The organism is Mesorhizobium sp. WSM3859, from assembly GCF_002295065.1.
In the GTDB taxonomy this organism is placed as follows: domain Bacteria; phylum Pseudomonadota; class Alphaproteobacteria; order Rhizobiales; family Rhizobiaceae; genus Mesorhizobium.
Genome location: NZ_NSGG01000024.1, coordinates 26,249 through 44,421 on the forward strand (window position 1 = coordinate 26,249; position 18,173 = coordinate 44,421).

At 64.2% G+C, this 18,173-nt stretch carries 24 protein-coding genes; 18 read left to right on the top strand and 6 right to left on the bottom strand.

All coding sequences use genetic code 11. The features are described from left to right. Positions 1-40: 40 nt before the first annotated feature. On the bottom strand, positions 41-1,249 hold the full coding sequence (locus tag CK230_RS30900; protein ID WP_095820563.1) for a beta-ketoacyl-[acyl-carrier-protein] synthase family protein: 1,209 nt from the start codon (positions 1,247-1,249) through the stop codon (positions 41-43). A gap of 4 nt (positions 1,250-1,253) precedes the next feature. Beyond that, positions 1,254-1,508 (bottom strand): acyl carrier protein, encoded by a 255-nt coding sequence (locus CK230_RS30905; RefSeq protein ID WP_095820564.1) that lies wholly within the window; start codon positions 1,506-1,508, stop codon positions 1,254-1,256. 256 nt (positions 1,509-1,764) lie between these two features. Here CK230_RS30905 and CK230_RS30910 point away from each other — a divergent pair, with 256 nt between their 5' ends. The 5 genes from CK230_RS30910 to CK230_RS30930 are packed head-to-tail and all read left to right on the top strand — an operon-like array spanning position 1,765 to position 4,116. Further along, positions 1,765-2,592 carry an urease accessory protein UreD gene (locus CK230_RS30910; protein ID WP_245430128.1) on the top strand — a complete coding sequence of 276 codons (828 nt, stop codon included), beginning with the start codon at positions 1,765-1,767 and terminating at the stop codon, positions 2,590-2,592. 21 nt (positions 2,593-2,613) lie between these two features. After that, on the top strand, positions 2,614-2,916 hold the full coding sequence (locus CK230_RS30915) for an urease subunit gamma (RefSeq protein WP_041003069.1): 303 nt from the start codon (positions 2,614-2,616) through the stop codon (positions 2,914-2,916). 12 nt (positions 2,917-2,928) lie between these two features. Further along, a complete protein-coding gene (locus CK230_RS30920; RefSeq protein WP_095820565.1) occupies positions 2,929-3,183 on the top strand; it encodes a DUF1272 domain-containing protein in 255 nt (84 codons plus the stop codon). A gap of 26 nt (positions 3,184-3,209) precedes the next feature. Then, positions 3,210-3,803 (top strand): HupE/UreJ family protein, encoded by a 594-nt coding sequence (locus CK230_RS30925; RefSeq protein WP_095820566.1) that lies wholly within the window; start codon positions 3,210-3,212, stop codon positions 3,801-3,803. 7 nt (positions 3,804-3,810) lie between these two features. Continuing rightward, a complete protein-coding gene (locus CK230_RS30930) occupies positions 3,811-4,116 on the top strand; it encodes an urease subunit beta (RefSeq protein ID WP_095820567.1) in 306 nt (101 codons plus the stop codon). A gap of 20 nt (positions 4,117-4,136) precedes the next feature. Here the strand turns inward: CK230_RS30930 and CK230_RS30935 are convergent, their stop codons facing one another. Continuing rightward, on the bottom strand, positions 4,137-4,622 hold the full coding sequence (locus tag CK230_RS30935; RefSeq protein WP_095820568.1) for a hypothetical protein: 486 nt from the start codon (positions 4,620-4,622) through the stop codon (positions 4,137-4,139). A gap of 159 nt (positions 4,623-4,781) precedes the next feature. Further along, a complete protein-coding gene (locus CK230_RS30940; RefSeq protein ID WP_095820569.1) occupies positions 4,782-5,153 on the bottom strand; it encodes a hypothetical protein in 372 nt (123 codons plus the stop codon). A 164-nt stretch (positions 5,154-5,317) separates the two neighbouring features. Here CK230_RS30940 and ureC point away from each other — a divergent pair, with 164 nt between their 5' ends. The 8 genes from ureC to CK230_RS30980 all read left to right on the top strand — a co-directional run bounded on the left by ureC (position 5,318) and on the right by CK230_RS30980 (position 11,506). After that, on the top strand, positions 5,318-7,033 hold the full coding sequence (gene ureC, locus CK230_RS30945) for an urease subunit alpha (protein ID WP_176480288.1): 1,716 nt from the start codon (positions 5,318-5,320) through the stop codon (positions 7,031-7,033). 87 nt (positions 7,034-7,120) lie between these two features. Further along, on the top strand, positions 7,121-7,714 hold the full coding sequence (locus CK230_RS30950; RefSeq protein WP_095820570.1) for a hypothetical protein: 594 nt from the start codon (positions 7,121-7,123) through the stop codon (positions 7,712-7,714). A 46-nt stretch (positions 7,715-7,760) separates the two neighbouring features. Then, positions 7,761-8,366, top strand: a complete 606-nt coding sequence (locus CK230_RS30955; protein ID WP_095820571.1) for a glutathione S-transferase family protein — start codon at positions 7,761-7,763, stop codon at positions 8,364-8,366. After that, entirely contained in the window at positions 8,363-8,926 is a 564-nt protein-coding gene (ureE, locus tag CK230_RS30960) for an urease accessory protein UreE (protein ID WP_095820572.1), read from the top strand. The genes CK230_RS30955 and ureE overlap by 4 nt, the downstream gene beginning before the upstream one ends. Then, a complete protein-coding gene (locus tag CK230_RS30965) occupies positions 8,868-9,590 on the top strand; it encodes an urease accessory protein UreF (protein WP_176480289.1) in 723 nt (240 codons plus the stop codon). Before ureE ends, CK230_RS30965 begins: the two co-directional genes overlap by 59 nt. Further along, complete coding sequence (locus CK230_RS30970; RefSeq protein ID WP_095820573.1) at positions 9,587-10,027, top strand: DUF3995 domain-containing protein; 441 nt, start codon at positions 9,587-9,589, stop codon at positions 10,025-10,027. Before CK230_RS30965 ends, CK230_RS30970 begins: the two co-directional genes overlap by 4 nt. Beyond that, positions 10,024-10,656: an urease accessory protein UreG gene (gene ureG, locus CK230_RS30975; RefSeq protein ID WP_095820574.1), complete on the top strand. Its 633-nt coding sequence runs from the start codon at positions 10,024-10,026 to the stop codon at positions 10,654-10,656. The genes CK230_RS30970 and ureG overlap by 4 nt, the downstream gene beginning before the upstream one ends. Positions 10,657-10,738: 82 nt before the next feature. Beyond that, a complete protein-coding gene (locus tag CK230_RS30980) occupies positions 10,739-11,506 on the top strand; it encodes a class II aldolase and adducin N-terminal domain-containing protein (protein ID WP_095820575.1) in 768 nt (255 codons plus the stop codon). A gap of 291 nt (positions 11,507-11,797) precedes the next feature. Here CK230_RS30980 and CK230_RS30985 read toward each other — a convergent pair whose 3' ends face one another. Further along, positions 11,798-12,430, bottom strand: coding sequence for an HAD family phosphatase (locus tag CK230_RS30985; protein WP_095820576.1), 633 nt, complete (start codon positions 12,428-12,430; stop codon positions 11,798-11,800). Positions 12,431-12,639: 209 nt separating this feature from the next. Between CK230_RS30985 and CK230_RS30990 the strand changes: the two genes are divergently transcribed. Continuing rightward, positions 12,640-13,596 (top strand): sugar-binding transcriptional regulator, encoded by a 957-nt coding sequence (locus tag CK230_RS30990; protein ID WP_095820577.1) that lies wholly within the window; start codon positions 12,640-12,642, stop codon positions 13,594-13,596. Between the two features lie 19 nt (positions 13,597-13,615). Here CK230_RS30990 and CK230_RS30995 read toward each other — a convergent pair whose 3' ends face one another. After that, positions 13,616-13,801: a hypothetical protein gene (locus tag CK230_RS30995; protein WP_095820578.1), complete on the bottom strand. Its 186-nt coding sequence runs from the start codon at positions 13,799-13,801 to the stop codon at positions 13,616-13,618. Between the two features lie 110 nt (positions 13,802-13,911). Here CK230_RS30995 and gcvA point away from each other — a divergent pair, with 110 nt between their 5' ends. The 4 genes from gcvA (at position 13,912) to CK230_RS31015 (ending at position 18,159) form a co-directional block, all read left to right on the top strand. Further along, positions 13,912-14,820 (top strand): transcriptional regulator GcvA, encoded by a 909-nt coding sequence (gcvA, locus tag CK230_RS31000; protein ID WP_095820579.1) that lies wholly within the window; start codon positions 13,912-13,914, stop codon positions 14,818-14,820. A 173-nt stretch (positions 14,821-14,993) separates the two neighbouring features. Continuing rightward, positions 14,994-16,304, top strand: a complete 1,311-nt coding sequence (locus CK230_RS31005) for a sugar ABC transporter substrate-binding protein (protein WP_095820580.1) — start codon at positions 14,994-14,996, stop codon at positions 16,302-16,304. A gap of 144 nt (positions 16,305-16,448) precedes the next feature. Continuing rightward, positions 16,449-17,321: a sugar ABC transporter permease gene (locus CK230_RS31010; RefSeq protein ID WP_095820581.1), complete on the top strand. Its 873-nt coding sequence runs from the start codon at positions 16,449-16,451 to the stop codon at positions 17,319-17,321. A 13-nt stretch (positions 17,322-17,334) separates the two neighbouring features. Beyond that, complete coding sequence (locus tag CK230_RS31015) at positions 17,335-18,159, top strand: carbohydrate ABC transporter permease (protein WP_042637460.1); 825 nt, start codon at positions 17,335-17,337, stop codon at positions 18,157-18,159. The last annotated feature ends 14 nt before the right edge of the window (positions 18,160-18,173 follow it).

Genomic DNA, 18,173 nt, shown 5'->3' on the forward strand with positions numbered 1-18,173 from the left:
CCGGCAAGCGGCTTGCCATGCGCCAACCGGCAGGCTGCGCTCAGACGGCCTTGAAGGCCAGCACCGCGTTGGTTCCGCCGAAGGCGAAGCTGTTGCTGAGCGCGGCGCGCACCTTGCGCTCGCGCGCCGTGTTCGGCGTCACGTCGAGGTCGCATTCCGGGTCCGGCTCGCGGTAGTTGGCGGTCGGCGGCACGATGCCGTCGCGGATCGCCATCACGCAGGCGATCATCTCCAGCCCGCCGGAAGCGCCTAGGCAATGCGCATGCATCGACTTGGTCGACGACACTGAAAGCGAAGGGGCGTGGTTTCCGAAGACGCGCTTGATCGCGGCGGTCTCGATCTGGTCGTTGGCCTTGGTGCCGGTGCCATGCGCGTTGAGGTAGTCGACGTCTTCCGGGTTGAGCCCGGCATCCGCCAGGCAGAAACGCATCGCCGCTTCCGGTCCCTCGACGGTCGGCGCGACGATGTCGGAGGCATCGGCGGAAAGCCCGACGCCGGCGATCTCCGCCAAAATCGTGGCGCCGCGCGCCATCGCGTGATCGTAGCTTTCGAGCACCGCCATGCCGGCGCCTTCGCCAAGCACAAGGCCGGCGCGGTCGGCCGAGAACGGCCGGCAGGTGTCGGGTGAAAGCACCCTCAGCGCCTCCCAGCCCTTGAGCACGCCCCACACCAGCGGCGCTTCGGTGCCGCCGGCGACCATCACGTCGGCGCGGCCGAGCCTGATCTGGTCGACGGCCGAGGAGATCGCATGGTTGGCGGACGAGCAGGCCGAGGTGGCGCCGAAGACAGGGCCTCGCAGCCCGAGCGCCATGCTGACCTGGCCGGCGGCCGCGCCCGGCATCACTTTCGGCACGGTGAAGATGGCGGCGCGGTTGCGCCCCTCGATCAGGATCGCGCGGTAATTCTCCTCGATGGTCTCGAAGCCGGCGACGCCGATGCCGACGATCGCGCCCATCCGGTAGGTGTTGTCGGCATGCGCCGTCAATCCGGATTGCCGCATGGCCTCGCGCGCGGCGATCACCGCCAGCAGGCTGAAGCGGTCCATCGACACGACCTGCTTGCGGTCGATGCCATGGTCCGGCAACTGCTTGATTTCGCAGCCGGTCTTGACCTTGAGGTCATGCAGCGACGGGTTGTCGATCGGGCCGATGGCCGAGCGGCCGGCGCGCATGGCGTCCCATATCGCCGCCGCATCGTTGCCGAGCCCGCAAATCCCGCCGATGCCGGTGATGACGACGCGTTTTTGCATGCAGTCAGGCTTTTTTCGCGATCAGTTCGCGAACCGCCTCGACCATGTCGCCGACGTTCTTGAGGTTGCTCCAGGCGTCGACCGTGTTCATCTCGATCTCGATGCCGTACTTCTCCTCGAGATCGAAGATGATCTCGGTCAGCTCCAGCGAATGGATGCCGAGCGTGCTGAGATCGGTGGCGGCGGTGATCTCCTCGCCGCCGGTATCGGCATGCGCTTTGATCTTTTCGATGATCTCGGTCGTCAGTTGGTCAGCCATTCGGTTCCTTCCCTGTCGTTTCCCGACGCCAACTGATCAGCGCCCCTTTTGATCCCCGGATCCAACAACGCCGTTGCCCTTACCTCGCCAGACACCGCGCGACCGCTCCAGGGTGGCTTCCCTCTATAGAAACCAAAACGTTGTCAAGCAACAAGCGATATATCGACAAAGCCGGCGGAGTGCTTAACCTGGAATCGTGGACACGATCGAGAACACCTTGGCATCCAACCCCGCCTCGCCTTTGGCCGCTCCTCCTCTGCCTGCCGCGCAACGTGTTGCAGGGCGAGCCAGGCTTTTCTGCGGCAAGAGCGATGGCCGGACGCGCCTGCAGCGGCTCTATCAGGACGGATCGGCCAAGATCCGCCTGCCGGCGGTGCAAGGCGATCCGCTCGAGGCGGTGCTGATCAACACAGCCGGCGGAATGACCGGGGGCGACCGCCTCGGCTGGACGATCGAAGTCGGCGCCGAGGCCTCCGCCTCCATCACCACCCAGGCCTGCGAAAAGGTCTATCGCGCCGCCGCCGACAGGGCCGAGACAACCGTCGGCCTGCGGGTTGGTCCGGGCGGCCGCATAGCCTGGCTGCCGCAGGAAACCATCGTTTTCGATCGTGCCGCCTTCGCCCGCACGCTGGATGTCGATCTCGCTGAGGATGCCGAGGCGCTAGTGCTCGAAGCCACGCTCTTCGGCCGGCTGGCGATGGGCGAGCGGACGGTTCAAGGCAGCTTCCACGACCGCTGGCGGGTCCGCCAGGGCGGCACGCTGATCCATGCGGAGGATTTCCGGATCGGTCCGGATATCGCCGCAACGCTCCAGCAGCCGGCAGCGACCAGCGGCGCGCTGGCCGTCGCCACGGTGCTGCTTGTCTCGCGGCAAGCCGAAGACCTGCTGGACAAGGTCCGCGCCATCATCGGCGATCCCGGCATCGGGGGCTGGGGCGGCGCCAGTTTCTGGAACGTCGGCCGATCTGGCAAGCTTCTTGCGAGGCTTAGCGCCGGCGACGGCTACCAGCTCCGCAAGCGGCTGGTTCCGCTTGTCGAACTGCTCAATGGACGGGCCGGCCTGCCTAAATTGTGGTCACTCTGATCTGAAATACCGGGACATTGCATGAATCTTACGCCGCGTGAAAAAGACAAGCTGCTCATCGCCATGGCGGCGATGGTGGCGCGCAAGCGCCTGGAGCGCGGCGTCAAGCTCAACCATCCCGAAGCCATCGCCCTGATCACCGACTTCGTCGTCGAAGGCGCGCGCGACGGCCGCCCGGTCGCGGAACTGATGGAGGCGGGCGCCCATGTCGTCACCCGGGCCCAGGTGATGGACGGCATCGCCGAGATGATCCACGACGTCCAGGTCGAAGCGACGTTTCCCGACGGCACGAAGCTGGTGACCGTGCACGAACCCATCCGGTGAGGAGGAAGACCGATGCTGGAACTCAGGCCCAATTGTGAATGCTGCGACAAGGATCTGCCGCCGGAGGCGGCCGATGCGCTGATCTGCACCTTCGAATGCACCTTCTGCGCCGACTGCGTCGATAATGTGCTGGGCGGCGTCTGCCCGAATTGCGGCGGCAATTTCGCGCCGCGGCCGATCCGGCCGGCGGGGAAGCTGACGAAATATCCGCCATCGACCAGGCGCGTGCTCAAGGCCGAAGGCTGCGGTCCGCGCAAGGCCGCTTGAACAGGACAATTGGAAAGGGCACAAAGATGATCTCCGCCTCGACGAAACGCAGCACGCTCGCCGTCATCCTCCTGCTGGCTGCGGCGATGCCGGCTTACGCCCATGTCGGAGCAGGCTCCACCTTGTCCTTCGCTGCCGGCTTCGCGCACCCGCTGTGCGGCCTCGACCACATGACGGTGATGATCGCCGTCGGCCTGTGGGCGGCGCTGAAGGGTGGCAAGGCGCTCTGGGCCTGGCCGCTTGCCTTCCTCGGCGTGATGCTCGCCGGCGGCGCGCTCGGCATGCTGCATGTGCCGGTGCCTTTCGTCGAGCCAGGCATCCTCGCGTCGGTCGTGGCGCTCGGCCTGCTGGTGGCGCTGGCGATCGACCTGCCGGTCTCGGCCGGGGTGGCCATCATCGGCCTGTTCGCGTTGTTCCACGGCCACGCCCATGGCACCGAGGTGCCGGAAAATGTCGGGGGCCTGGACTATATGGCCGGTTTCGCGATGGCCACGGCACTCCTCCACGGTATCGGCATGGCGGCCGGCCTCGGGCTTGGGTCGCGCTTCCGTGGCCTGGCGCGCGCCGCCGGTGCCGCTTGCGCGGCGATTGGCATTGGCCTGGCCTTTGGCATGGTGTGAGGGCGCGATGATCCCCGGTGAAGTTATTGCGGCCAAAGGCGACATCGAGCTCAACAAGGGCCGGCCGACCGTCACGCTCAAGGTCGCCAACAGCGGTGACCGTCCGATCCAGGTCGGCAGCCACTATCATTTCTTCGAGACCAATGAGGGCTTGAAATTCGACCGCGAGAGCGCGCGCGGCATGCGCCTCGACATTGCCGCCGGCACCGCCATGCGCTTCGAGCCGGGGCAGGAACGCGACGTCACGCTGGTGCCGCTGGGCGGCAAGCGCGAGGTCTATGGTTTTCAGCAGAAGGTGATGGGCAAGCTGTGAGATCCGGCGGTGCGCCCACATCACCTCGGCGGCTTGGCTGCCGCGTAGATGACGACCTTCCCCGGATTGTCGAACTGCACGGCGAGCACGTCCTCGGCCTGCACGCGCCGCGAATCGATCGCGTTGAAGAGCAAGGCGTTCGCCTCGATCTCCTGGCGCAGCTCGGCGACGTCCTCCTGATGCTGCTTCATCTTGTTCTCGATGGCCGGCGGCGGCCCGCCTTCGCTGCGCGCCGCATCGGTCAGGAACACGATGTCGACCGTGTCGAGCTTGGTGGTCTTGCGCACCGTGCCGATGTTGTCGCGGGTGCGATTGATGGCCGAGATGACCTTTCCGGCCTCCGTCCGGGCGAGCGCCTCTTCCTGGCGGACATCGGAATCGACAATCGCCGCGGCAGGCCTGCCGTTGTTCAGCGGCTGCGCCGCGGACGCCGCCTGGGGCGCGACCATGAAGAGCGCGGTGACAACCACGGAACTGCATTTTGCAAAAGGCCGAGTATTCGCCATTATTCGCTCCTGACTGAACTCGTGACGGGGCGAAAACAGCGAAACTGTCCGGTCTGGCCGGTGGTTCCCAGCAAAAGCCGGATGGCGGACCGCAAGGCGGCCCGCATTCTTTTCAAAATATGGGCGGCGGACCGCGAGGCGGCCCGCCCTGGCGCGCAATCAGCTCGCCTTCTTGGTGATCAGCGTCAGCGCGCCGTTGGGCTGCATGCTGGCGGCGATCACCTGCGCCGAGCTCATGCCCTTGGCTTCGAGCGCGGATTTCACCTTGGGCGTGGCGTCGATCGACTTGCGCAAGCTCTGCAGGCCGGCATCGCCGCGCTGCGCCACGATCTGGTTGACCTGCGTCTGCGTGTCCTTGGGCAGTTCGGTAATGTCGACGACGTTGACGCTCTGGATCGTCGGCACGGCCGGTTGGCCCTTCGGCGCCGCCTGATCAGGCGCGGTCGGGGTCGGACTGGGCTGTTGCTGGGCGCTCGCGGCGCCCGCCATCATCAGGGTGGTGGCTGCGGCGATGACTATCGTTTTGCGCATGGATGTTCCTTCCATCGGTTGGGCAAACGGTCGTTTTGGGCTGACTCGCGTACCTCAACCGCCAAATGGGCGCGCAAAGTGTCGCCGAACGGGTCATTGCGTGACCATTGGGTGGCGACAATGTGTGCCCTCTACACAAACAATTGGAATTTTGGGAGCAATCGCTGATGGCCAGGATAAGCCGCGCCTCCTATGCGCAGATGTATGGACCGACTGTCGGCGACAAGGTGCGGCTTGCCGACACCGAGCTGTTCGTCGAGGTCGAGAAGGACCTCACTGTTTACGGCGAGGAAGTAAAATTCGGTGGCGGCAAGGTCATCCGCGATGGCATGGGCCAGAGCCAGGTCACGCGTTTGGGCGGCGCGGTCGATACCGTCATCACCAATGCGCTGGTCGTCGATGCGCTTACCGGCATCGTCAAGGCCGATATCGGCCTGAAGGACGGCCGCATCGCCGCGATCGGCAAGGCCGGCAATCCGGACATGCAGGATGGCGTCACCATCATCATCGGTCCCGGCACCGAGATCATCGCCGGCGAAGGCAAGATCCTGACGGCCGGCGGCTTCGATGCGCATATCCATTTCATCTGCCCGCAGCAGATCGAGGAAGCGCTGATGAGCGGCATCACCACGATGCTGGGCGGCGGCACCGGTCCGGCGCATGGGACCTTGGCCACCACCTGCACGCCCGGCCCCTGGCACATGGCGCGCATGATCCAGTCTTTCGACGCCTTCCCGATGAATATCGGCCTGTCGGGCAAGGGCAATGCGTCAAGGCCGGCGGCGCTGGAAGAAATGGTGCTGGCCGGCGCCTGCTCGCTGAAGCTGCATGAGGACTGGGGCACCACGCCAGCGGCGATCGATTGCTGCCTGTCGGTCGCCGACGACTATGACGTGCAGGTGATGATCCACACCGACACGCTGAACGAATCGGGCTTCGTCGAGAACACGGTGGCGGCAATCAAGGGCCGCACCATCCATGCCTTCCACACCGAGGGCGCCGGCGGCGGCCACGCGCCCGATATCATCAAGGTCTGCGGCCTGCCCAACGTCATCCCGTCCTCGACCAATCCGACCCGGCCTTACACGGTCAACACCTTGGCCGAGCATCTCGACATGCTGATGGTCTGCCACCATCTGTCGCCGTCGATCCCCGAGGACATCGCCTTCGCCGAGAGCCGCATCCGCAAGGAGACGATCGCGGCGGAGGACATCCTGCACGACATCGGCGCCTTCTCGATCATCTCCTCCGACAGCCAGGCCATGGGCCGCGTCGGCGAGGTGGCGATCCGCTGCTGGCAGACCGCCGACAAGATGAAGCGCCAGCGCGGCGCGCTGCCCGACGAAACCGGTGACAACGACAATTTCCGCGTCCGCCGCTATATCGCCAAATACACCATCAATCCGGCCATCGCGCATGGCTTGTCGAAGGAGATCGGCTCGATCACGGTCGGCAAACGCGCCGATCTCGTGCTGTGGAACCCGGCCTTCTTCGGCGTGAAACCCGAAATGGTGCTGGTAGGCGGCTCGATCGCGGCCGCGCCCATGGGCGACCCGAACGCCTCGATCCCGACGCCGCAACCGATGCATTATCGGCCGATGTTCGGCGCCTATGGCAAGGCGCTGACCAACTCCTCGGTGACTTTCGTCTCGAAGGCGGCGCTTGACTCTGGCCTGCAGCAAAGGCTGGGAGTCGACAAGGCGATGGTCGCGGTCGAGAACACGCGTGCCGGCATCGGCAAGCATTCCATGGTGCTCAACGACGCCACGCCGCATGTCGAGGTCGATCCCGAAACCTACGAGGTGCGCGCCGACGGCGATCTCTTGACCTGCGAGCCGGCGACCGTGCTGCCGATGGCGCAGCGGTATTTCCTGTTCTGACAGCGCTTATCGGTGAACGGCCAAATATCGTTGCAGCGCGCGTGCGCAGATCGCAATATGCGGCAAGCAGCAGCATTGTGAACAGGCATGTCCACCGAAATCGCCTCCCAGCACGACATCTTCCCGCATATCCGCATCGTCATGGGCATGGTGATCGGCCTCGGCGTCACGCGTCTGCTTTCGGGAACCGCGCGCATCGTCCAGCATCCCGGCCAGTATCGGCTCTACGCCGTGCATCTCGCCTGGGTCGCCTCGGTGCTGCTGATGCTGGTGCATTTCTGGTGGTGGGAGTTCGGCCTTTACGCCATCGAGAACTGGACCTTCGGCAAGTACCTTTTCATCATCTTTTACGCCATTACGCTGTTCCTGCTCTGCGCACTGCTGTTTCCGGATTCGATGCTCGATTACACCAGCTACGAAGATTATTTCTACTCGCGCCGCGCCTGGTTCTTCGGGCTGCTGGCGGCGACCTATCTGCTCGACGTGATCGACACGCTGCTCAAGGGTCCGGCGCATTTCGCCCGCTTCGGCAACGAATATCTGATCCGCACGCCCGTCTTCGTGGCGCTGTGCATCGTCGCGATCCTGGTGCGCGACAAACGCTTCCACATCGCTTTCGTCACGGCCGCGCTGATTTACCAGATATCGTTCATCCTGCGGCTGTTCGACACCATCGTCTGAGCGTTCGCGATGCGGTAGAGTTCTCGGAAAAGGCAAGAGTTCAACCATGTACAAGGCTGTCGGATCGCGCGGCTCCCGCGTCAGCCGGGTGCTCTGGATGCTCGAGGAGCTCGGGCAGCCCTACGAGTTCGTCGAGGTCAAGCTGCGCTCACCGGAAGCCTATGCGCTCAACCCGTCCGGCAAGGTGCCGATCCTGATCGACGGCGACCTTAAAGTCACGGATTCCGCGGCGATCTGCGTCTATCTGGCCGACAAGCATGCCGACAAAGGCATGGGCGCCAATCCGGGTGTTGCTGGGCGCGCCGAGATGGACTCATGGATGCACTTCGCCCAGAGCGAGCTCGAAGCGCCGCTCTGGAACAAGCTGCGCCACCGCTTCCTGCTGCCCAAGGACGTTCGGGTCGATGTCGGCCCGGCCGCGGCCTATGATTTCGCATCCGAAATAAAAGCGCTGGATCGCCGGCTTGGCGACAAGCCCTATGCTTTGGGCGATCGGTTCTCCGCCGTTGACGTGTTGCTGGGCGATATGGGCGGCTGGGCTCGCGCCGGCAGATTCCCGATCGACTCAGAACGGGTCGGCGCCTATTTCGACCGCGTGCTGTCGCGACCCGCTCGTGCCCGCGCCCAAGCTAATGGCGGAGCCATGAAATGAAGCTCAACATCAATACCGATTTCACCAAGTTTCCGCGCGCCGTCTCGGTGCTTGCCGCCGGCGATCCGGGTTTGACCGCGCCCTACGACAAGGCCGTGCTGCCGCATGACGAGCGCCATCTGCGCCGCCGCGCCGTCGAGACCGCCGGCGGCGACAAGGTGCTGGTCGACCTGCCCGAGCCGGTGGCGCTCGCCAATGGCGACCGGCTGGTGCTGGAAGACGGCCGCCAGCTCGAGATCGTCGCGGCGCCCGAGGAGGTCTACGACATCCGCGCCCGCGACGCGGTTCATCTCACCGAGCTTGCCTGGCACATCGGCAACCGCCACCTCGCGGCGGCGATCGAGGCCGACCGCATCCTCATCCTGCGCGACCATGTCATCAAGGCGATGCTCGAAGGGCTCGGCGCCACGGTGAAAGAGGTTTCGCAGCCGTTCAGTCCGGTGCGCGGCGCCTATTCCGGGCATGGCCACGACCACGGCCATTCGCATGATCATCACGATCATGACCACCATGATCATCACGATCACGACCATCACCACCACCACCATCATCATGACTGAGCAGCTTTCCACCGTCGCACTTTTGCGGCTGATGGCCTGGCTGTCGCCGGCCTTTCCGGTCGGTGGTTTCTCTTACAGTCACGGGCTCGAGCGCGCCGTGCATGACGGATTGATCGCCGATCGCAAAGATCTCGCCAGCTGGCTTGAGACTCTGGTCGAGATTGGCTCGGGCTGGAACGACGCCGTGCTCTTCGCCGAAAGCTGGCGCCGCGCGCGCGATGATGGCGATCTCAACGAAGTCGCCGCGCTGGCCGAGGCGCTTGCCAGCTCACAGGAACGCCATATGGAGACAATGCTCCAAGGCGCGGCCTTCCTCCAGGCGGCGTCCGCCTGGTCGTCTCCGGCTTTGGAGCGTTTGCCGGCCGACTGCCCCTATTGCGTTGCGGTCGGCGCCGTTGCCGGCAGCGGCGGTGTCGACCTTTCGCCGGCCCTGTCCGCCTTCTTGCAGGCTTTCTTCTCCAATCTTGTGCAGGCGGCGATCAGGCTCGGCGTCATTGGCCAGGCCGACGCTGTCGCATTGTTAGCCGGCTTCGAATCTTTGGCGCTGACGACTGCCTCGCGCGCCGCCGCTTCCAGCCTGGACGATCTGGGCGGCGCGGCCTTCATGTCCGACATAGCGGCGATGCAGCACGAAACGCAATATTCCAGGCTGTTCCGCTCATGACCGTGCTTGCCATCATCCTCTCCTTCGTCCTGCTCCTGATCACCACGCTGCATGTCTATTGGGGCATAGGCGGCATCTGGCCGGGTACGGACCAGCCGTCCTGCGCCCGTGCCGTCGTCGGCTTCCGAGGCATCGATGAGATGCCGTCGTCCTTCGCGAGTTTTGCCGTCGCCGCTTGCCTGGTACTGGCGACGCTCTGGCCGCTGGCGCTGGCTGGCGTCTTCGCGACGCCCTTTCCACGAGAAGGTCTGGCGGCCACCGCATTGATGATCGGCCTCGTCTTCCTTGGTCGCGGCATAGCCGGCTTCACGCCTTGGTGGCGCAGGCTGGCGCCCGAGCAGCCTTTCGCGCGGCTCGACCAAAGCCTCTATTCGCCGCTCTGCCTGTTGATCGGGCTGGGCTTCGCAATTCTCGCCATCACGGAGTTCCCGGCATGACGTCGAAAAACGGTCCTCTTCGCATCGGTATTGGCGGCCCCGTCGGCTCCGGCAAGACCACGCTCACCGAAAAGCTCTGCAAGGCGTTGCGCGACGATTTTTCAATCGCCGTCGTCACCAACGACATCTACACCAAGGAGGACGCGATGATGCTCGCGCGGCTACAAGCATTGCCCGAAGAGCGCATCGTCGGCGTCGAGACCGGCGGCTGTCCGCATACGGCCATCCGCGAGGACGCCTCGATCAATCTGCGCGCCATTGCCGAGCTGAACAAGAAATTCCCCGACCTCGACATCATCTTCATCGAATCCGGCGGCGACAATCTCGCCGCCACCTTCTCGCCTGACCTCGCCGATCTGACGCTTTATGTCATCTCGGTCTGCCAGGGCGAGGAAATCCCGCGCAAGGGCGGCCCAGCCATCACCCGCTCCGATTTCCTGATCATCAACAAGAGCGATCTGGCGCCCTATGTGAACGTCAACCTTGAGGTGATGGAGAGCGATGCCGGCCGCATGCGCGGCAAACGGCCCTTCAGCTTCACCGATCTGTCGCGCGGCAAGGGGTTGCAGGAGGTGATCGACTTCATCGTCGAGCAGGGCGGGCTGCAGTCGGCGCGTCCGGCGGCTTGATCCGCTGAGCCACCGATTATCGGTTGCTGGCAGCTGCCACGCGCGGCATTCTCGGAAAACAAACCCAAGCGGAGGATTTTCGATGAGCCTTGCCCGCCTGCATAAGGAGCCGCTGAGCAACCTGCCCTATTACGAGGAGCGGGTCGACCTCGCCGCCGCCTTCCGCTGGACCGCGCGGCTCAACATGCATGAGGCGGTGGCCAACCACTTCTCGCTGTCCGTCAATGAGGACGGCACAAAGTTCCTGATGAACCCGAACCAAGTGCATTTCTCACGCATCAAGGCGAGCGACCTGCTCCTGATCGACGCCAACGATCCTGCCACGCTCTCCGGCCCCAACGCGCCGGACCCGACCGCCTGGGGCCTGCATGGCGCCATCCACCGCAACGTCGCGCATGCGCGCTGCGCCATGCATGTCCATTCGATCCACGCCACGGTGCTTGCCTCGCTGGCCGACTCGACGCTGCCGCCGGTCGACCAGAACTCGGCCATGTTCTTCAACCGCCATGTCGTCGACGCCAATTACGGCGGGCTGGCCTTCGAGGAGGAGGGCGAGCGCTGTTCGCAGCTTCTCATCGACCCCAAGGTCAAGGTGATGGTCATGGGCAATCACGGCGTGATGGTCATCGGCGACACGGTCGCCGACACCTTCAACCGCATGTTCTACTTCGAGCGCGCCGCCGAGACCTATATCAAGGCGCTCTGGACCGGCCGCCCGCTGCGCACGCTCTCCGACGAGATCGCCGAGAAGACCGCGCGCGAGATGGACGATTATCCCGGCCAGGCCGAGCGCCATCTGGCGGAGCTGAAAGCGATCCTCGACGAGGAAGAGCCGGTCTATCGGAATTGAGCGGCCTTTCCCTGCTCCCCGTGAACGGCAGGGCAATCGCATATGGCTCTCGGAGTTCGGATAACGTGCAGGCCTCGATGACGTCACCCTCGGGCTTGTCCCGAGGATCTACCGGCCTCCCCGAACTGGTCGCGCTCTATCCGCCTGCGACGGCGGATCCTCGGGACAAGCCCGAGGATGACGGCGTTGCGTTGGCTTTCGCCAATAAACCCATATTCGATTGCCCTGCCGTTTTACGGGGAGAAGGTGCCGGCAGGCGGATGAGGGGCGGCGCCTGCTTTGGCGATTTTCTCAGAGCCCCAACTGCGCCCGCAATTCCTCGGCGCTGTTGATCACAATCGCTCCGGCCGGGCCCTCCATCGGCGCTTCCGGCCAGAAGATCGTCTTCATGCCGGCCGCCAGTCCGGCCATGGCGCCCGTGAGGCTGTCGTCGACGGCGAAAGCATCCGCCGGGTCGACGCCGGCGAGATAAGCGGCGCGCAGGAAGGGTTCGGGAAGCGGCTTGCCGTCGATCACGTCGTTGCGGCTTACCGTCATCATGCCCGGATAGGTGAGGCCGACAGCGCGCAAATTGGCATCGACGATCAGCCGGTCGGAGTTGGAGACCACCGCCTGCTCCACGCCGAGCGCGCGCAATTCATTGAACACCTCGATCGCGCCGGGGCGCGGCCTCAGCGTTTCGGCCAGCGGCAGGTAGTGATCGTATTTGCGCAGGATCCAGTCGTCGAAGGGCAGGTCGAGGCCGAACTCGTCCCGCAGCATCTCGTAGACCGGCCATGCCGCGATGCCCAGCACGCGCTCGTGCAGGTCGTGCGGCGGGGCGATGCCGACGCTGCGCAGCGCCGCCACAAGCGCTGCCTCATGCAACGGCTCGCTGTCGACCAGCGTCCCGTCCATATCCCAGAAAACGGCTTTCGGCGTCATGCGCGGCTCCCTTCGCCGATCCCCTTAATCGGTTTCCCAGTGGAGATAAACCATCCCGCCGGCAAATGGGCGCAAGCGCGACGAATTGATCCTTCGTCAGCCCGCGAGACGTCCAAGCAATTGCTCTTTCGATAGACAATTGCGCGCTGGCATATTCGCTGTAAGCTATGGCGCCCATTTCAGCGTTGCGCGGGTTTGGGAGGCAGGACGTGAGTTTGCGACAGGAAACCGGCAGCACCAGATTGGACGATGCCGCGCGCGCCGGTTGGCTTTATTATGTTGCCGGCAACACGCAAGACCAGATCGCCGCCAAGTTGGGCATTTCCAGGCAGACGGCGCAGCGGCTGGTGTCGCTGGCCATGTCGGAGGGTCTGATCAAGGTGCGCGTCGACCACCCGATCGCCAACTGCCTCGACCTTGCCGCCCGACTAAAATCGCGTTTCGCGCTCGACCTTGTCGAGGTGGTGCCGAGCGATCCGACATCGAACTCGACGACAATCGGCATCGCCGAGGCGGCGGCGGCCGAGATCGAGCGCCGGCTGCGCTCGGAAGCGCCCATTGTCATGGCGATCGGCACCGGACGCACACTGAAGGCGGCGATCGAGCAACTGCCGCCGATGGACTGCCCGCAGCATAAGGTCGTGTCCTTGACCGGCAACATCTCGCCGGACGGCTCGGCCGCTTTCTACAACGTCATCTTCACCATGGCCGATCGCGTCAAGGCGCGCTCCTTCCCGATGCCGCTGCCGGTCATCGCCTCCTCGCCGGAGGAACGCGAAATGCTGCTTAACCAGCCGATGATCCAGCCGACGCTGGCGCTGGCCGCGGAAGCCGATGTCACCTTCGTCGGCATCGGCGATCTCGGGCCAAAGGCCCCGCTCTATGAAGACGGCTTCATCTCCGAAAGCGAGTTGAAGGCGCTTCAGAAAGCCGGCGGCATCGCCGAGATCGTCGGCTGGGTCTTCGACCGCGAAGGCCGCATGATCGAGGGCATAACCAACGACCGTGTGTCTTCCGCCGCGTTGCCGTCGCGGGAAAAGTCGCTGGTCATCGCCTTGGCCATGGGCGACCGCAAGCTGCCGGGCATCCTCGCCGCCGTCAACCGCCGGCTGGTCAATGGCCTCATCACCGACGAGTGGACAGCCGAAGCCCTGCTTGCCGGCTGATGCCCATAAAAGAAGTCGGCTATTGCGAGGGGCCGCGCGGATCGTTGCCGTCGAGAAAACCCATGTCGCGCTGCAGATGCTCGGATAGCTCCCGGACATCGATATAACGGCGCCTGCGGCCCGAAAACCTTGCAAAATCCCGCATCAGCGTGAAAAACCAGCCGCGTGCGGGGGTGGAAACGAGCTTTTCCTGAACCGTGACCATGATCGTCAGCCTTCGCTATGCTTGAACTGGATTGATCGTCGACCCCAAATATCGGGGTGGCTGGTTCGTGCTTCCAATTAAACCTCGATCATGACCCATAAGGAGGCCTTATGCCCGATCTGAACCCCCCGCAGCTTGCGCCGCTGCCGCCGCTGCAGGCGGTCCGGGTATTCGAAGCGGTGGCAAGGCACCTGTCCTTCACCAAGGCGGCGCAGGAACTGGGCATGACCCAGGCGGCCGCGAGTTACCAGATCAAGGTGCTGGAGGAGCGCATCGGCGCGCCGCTGTTCCTGCGCAGGCCTAAGCAGATTGAGCTGACCGAGCCCGGCCAGCGCCTTGCGCCCGCCGTCAGCGAGGCTTTTTCCATCCTAGGGCAGGCCTATGCCGCGGCGCGCGGCGGCGTCGACGGGCTGCTTTGTGTCACCACCGTGCTGACCTTCGCCTCGAACTGGCTGGCGCAGCATCTGGGCTCGTTCCAGCTCGCGCATCCCGCACTTGCCGTGCGGCTCGACACGTCGGCCCGCCTCACCGATTTCGCGCGCGAGGACGTCGATCTCGCCATCCGTTCCGGCGGGGGCAAATGGCCGGGCCTGGAGGCGCACAAACTGCTCGACGCCGACTTCACGCCGATGCTGAGCCCGAAGCTTGCGGCGAGCATCGGCGGGGTCAAGGAACCGGCCGACCTTTTGCGCCTTCCGATCCTCGACCCCGGCGACATCTGGTGGTCGCAATGGTTCGAGGCCGCCGGCGTGACCGGGCACGATCTCGCCAAGCGGCCGGGCTTCAGCATGGGCGCGCAGGCCTATGAGGCTAACGCGGCGATGGCCGGGCATGGCGTGGCGATCCTGACCAGGGCGCTGTTCAAGAACGAGCTCGCTGACGGCCGCCTGATCCAGCCTTTCGATCTCGTGGGTGATGACGGCCATGCCTATTGGCTGGTCTATCCGACGGCACGCCGCAACGTGCCGAAGATCCGCGCCTTCCGCGACTGGATCCTGGCCGAGATCGCCTGCCCGTAAGCCGGCTGCCTTCAGCTCCCGTCTCCAATGTGCCGGCCACGTCGCCGGACAGGGTCACGTAGCGTCATTTCTGCTGCGCTGCAGCATCGATTCCGCCTTGACATAAATCACGGCAAGTGAGTAATTGCTCAAAGCCAAGGCAAATGCTCATCTTGGTTTAAGGGAGGAATTTGATGAAACTTCGCACGCTCACCCTGGGCCTGTTGTCGGCCAGCGCTCTCGCTTTCGCCGCGCATGCCGAATCCATCACCATCGCCACCGTCAACAATGGCGACATGGTCCGCATGCAGAAGCTGACGGACGACTTCACCAAGGCCAACCCCGACATCCAGCTCAACTGGGTCACGCTTGAAGAGAACGTGCTGCGCGAGCGCGTCACCACCGACATCGCCACCAAGGGCGGCCAGTACGACGTCATGACCATCGGCACCTACGAGGTTCCGATCTGGGCCAAGCAGAGCTGGCTGCTCCCGCTCGACAAGCTCGGCGACGACTATGACGTCAAGGACATCATCCCGGCCATCGCCGGCGGCCTTTCGGTCGACGGCAAGCTCTATGCCGCGCCTTTCTACGGCGAAAGCTCCTTCGTCATGTACCGCAAGGACCTGATGGAGAAGGCGGGCCTGAAGATGCCCGATGCGCCGACCTGGGACTTCATCAAGCAGGCAGCCGACAAGATGACCGACCGCGCCAATGGCGTGAACGGCGTCTGCCTGCGCGGCAAGGCCGGCTGGGGTGAGAACATGGCCTTCCTCACCGCCATGTCGAACTCCTTCGGCGCCCGCTGGTTCGACGAGAACTGGAAGCCGCAATTCGATCAGCCGGAATGGAAAAACACATTGCAATTCTATGTCGACCTGATGAAGGCCGACGGTCCGGAAGGCGCTTCGTCAAACGGCTTCAACGAGAACCTGGCGCTGTTCCAGCAGGGCAAGTGCGGCATGTGGATCGACGCCACCGTCGCCGCGTCCTTCGTCTCCGATCCGAAGGCCTCGCAGGTCGCCGACAAGGTCGGCTATGCGCTGGCGCCCGACAATGGCCTCGGCAAGCGCGGCAACTGGCTATGGGCGTGGTCGCTGGCGGTCCCCGCCGGCACCCAGAAGGCCGATGCCGCCGAGAAGTTCGTCTCCTGGGCAACCAGCAAGCACTATGCCGAGCTGGTCGCCTCGAAGGAAGGCTGGGCCAACGTTCCTCCTGGAACGCGTTCTTCGCTCTACGCCAATGCGGAGTACCAGAAGGCGGCGCCTTTCGCGAAGATGACGCTGGACTCCATCAATGCCGCCGATCCGACGCATCCGACCGTCAAGCCGGTGCCTTATGTCGGCGTGCAGTTCGTCGCCATTCCTGAATTCCAGGGTCTTGGCACCACCGTCGGCCAGCTCTTCTCGGCCGCCCTTGCCGGCCAGTCGAGCGTCGACGATGCCCTCAAGCAGGCCCAGGACGCAGCCACCGCGGCAATGACCGAAGGCGGCTACATCAAGTAAGGCTCCTCCCGGTGCCGAACGCCGGTCGCCCATCATGGCCGGCAAGGGGCCGCCCGAAACCCAGTTCGGGCGGCCACCCTTCAAGATCGGGAAGATTCTGGGCACAACTCTGAAAATCCGGCTGACCTTGGGAGGGTGACCGTCATGGCTACTCAGCAAACCCGTTCGCTTGCCCGTTTCATGATGGCGCCATCGGTGGTCCTGCTGTTCATCTGGATGATCGTGCCGCTCGTCTTCACGATCTACTTTTCGCTCCTGCAGTACAATCCGCTGAACCCGATCCGCGACGGCTTCGTCTGGTTCGCCAACTACAAGCTCTTTTACTCCAATCCGGCGTTCTTCGCCGCCATCCTCAACACGCTCACCATCGTCGTCAGCGTGCTGGTCATCACCGTGGTTGGCGGCATCCTTCTGGCGATGCTGCTCGATCAGCCGATCTGGGGCCAGGGCATCGTGCGCATCCTGGTCATCTCGCCGTTCTTCGTCATGCCGCCGGTCGCGGCGCTGGTCTGGAAGAACATGATCATGCACCCGCAATATGGCGTCTTCGCCGATATAGCGCGCTTCTTCGGCGCCGATCCGATCGACTGGTTCGGGCAGCATCCGCTGACCGCAGTCATCCTGATCGTCGCCTGGCAGTGGCTGCCTTTCGCCACGCTGATCCTGCTGACCTCTCTGCAGTCGCTCGACGGCGAGCAGAAGGAAGCGGCCGAAATGGATGGCGCCGGCTTCCTCAGCCGCTTCATCTACCTGACGCTGCCGCATATGTCGCGCGCCATCACCGTCGTCATCCTGATCCAGACGATCTTCCTGCTCTCGGTCTATGCCGAGATCCTGGTCACCACCAATGGCGGCCCCGGCTACGCCTCCACCAACCTGCCCTTCCTCGTCTACCAGAAGGCGCTCTTGGAGTTCAAAATCGGCCAGGCATCCGCCGGTGGCGTGATCGCCGTCATTCTCGCCAACATCGTTGCCTTCTTCGCCATGCGCGCCGTCGGCAAGAACCTGGACAAGTGAGGGAGGACCTGACATGGCCCGCGCAGTAACCACCCAGCACAAGACCATCGCCACGGCCGCGGCCTGGGTCGTCGCCCTGCTGATCTTCTTTCCGATCCTCTACACGATCATCACATCGTTCAAGTCGGAGCAGGAGGCGATTCAGGGCTTCAACCTGATCCCGTCCGGGACCTTCGAGAGCTATTCGGAGGTCCAGCAGCAGAGCGGCTACTTCAAGTTCTTCTTCAATTCGGTGCTGCTCTCGGTCGGCTCGACCATCCTCGCGCTCATCGTCGCCATCCCGGCGGCGTGGTCGATGGCGTTCTCGCCGACCAAGCGCACCAAGGACATCCTGATGTGGATGCTGTCCACCAAGATGATGCCGGCGGTCGCGGTGCTGTTCCCGATCTACCTGATCTTCCGCGATAGCGGCCTGCTCGACAGCCGTATCGGCCTCACCGTCATGCTGATGCTGATCAACCTGCCGATCGTGGTCTGGATGCTCTACACCTATTTCCGCGAGATCCCGGGCGAGATCCTGGAAGCGGCCCGGATGGACGGCGCCTCGCTGTGGAACGAGATCATCTACGTGCTGACGCCGATGGCCGTTCCCGGCATTGCCTCGACCATGCTCTTGAACATCATCCTCGCCTGGAACGAGGCGTTCTGGACCATCCGGCTCACCACCACCAACGCCGCGCCGCTGACGGCCTTCATCAGCTCCTTCTCCAGTCCGCAAGGCCTGTTCTGGGCCAAGCTCTCGGCGGCCTCGACATTGGCGATCGCGCCGATCCTGATCATGGGCTGGTTCAGCCAGAAGCAGCTGGTGCGCGGCCTGACCTTTGGCGCCGTGAAGTAGGAACGCCCAAGCGG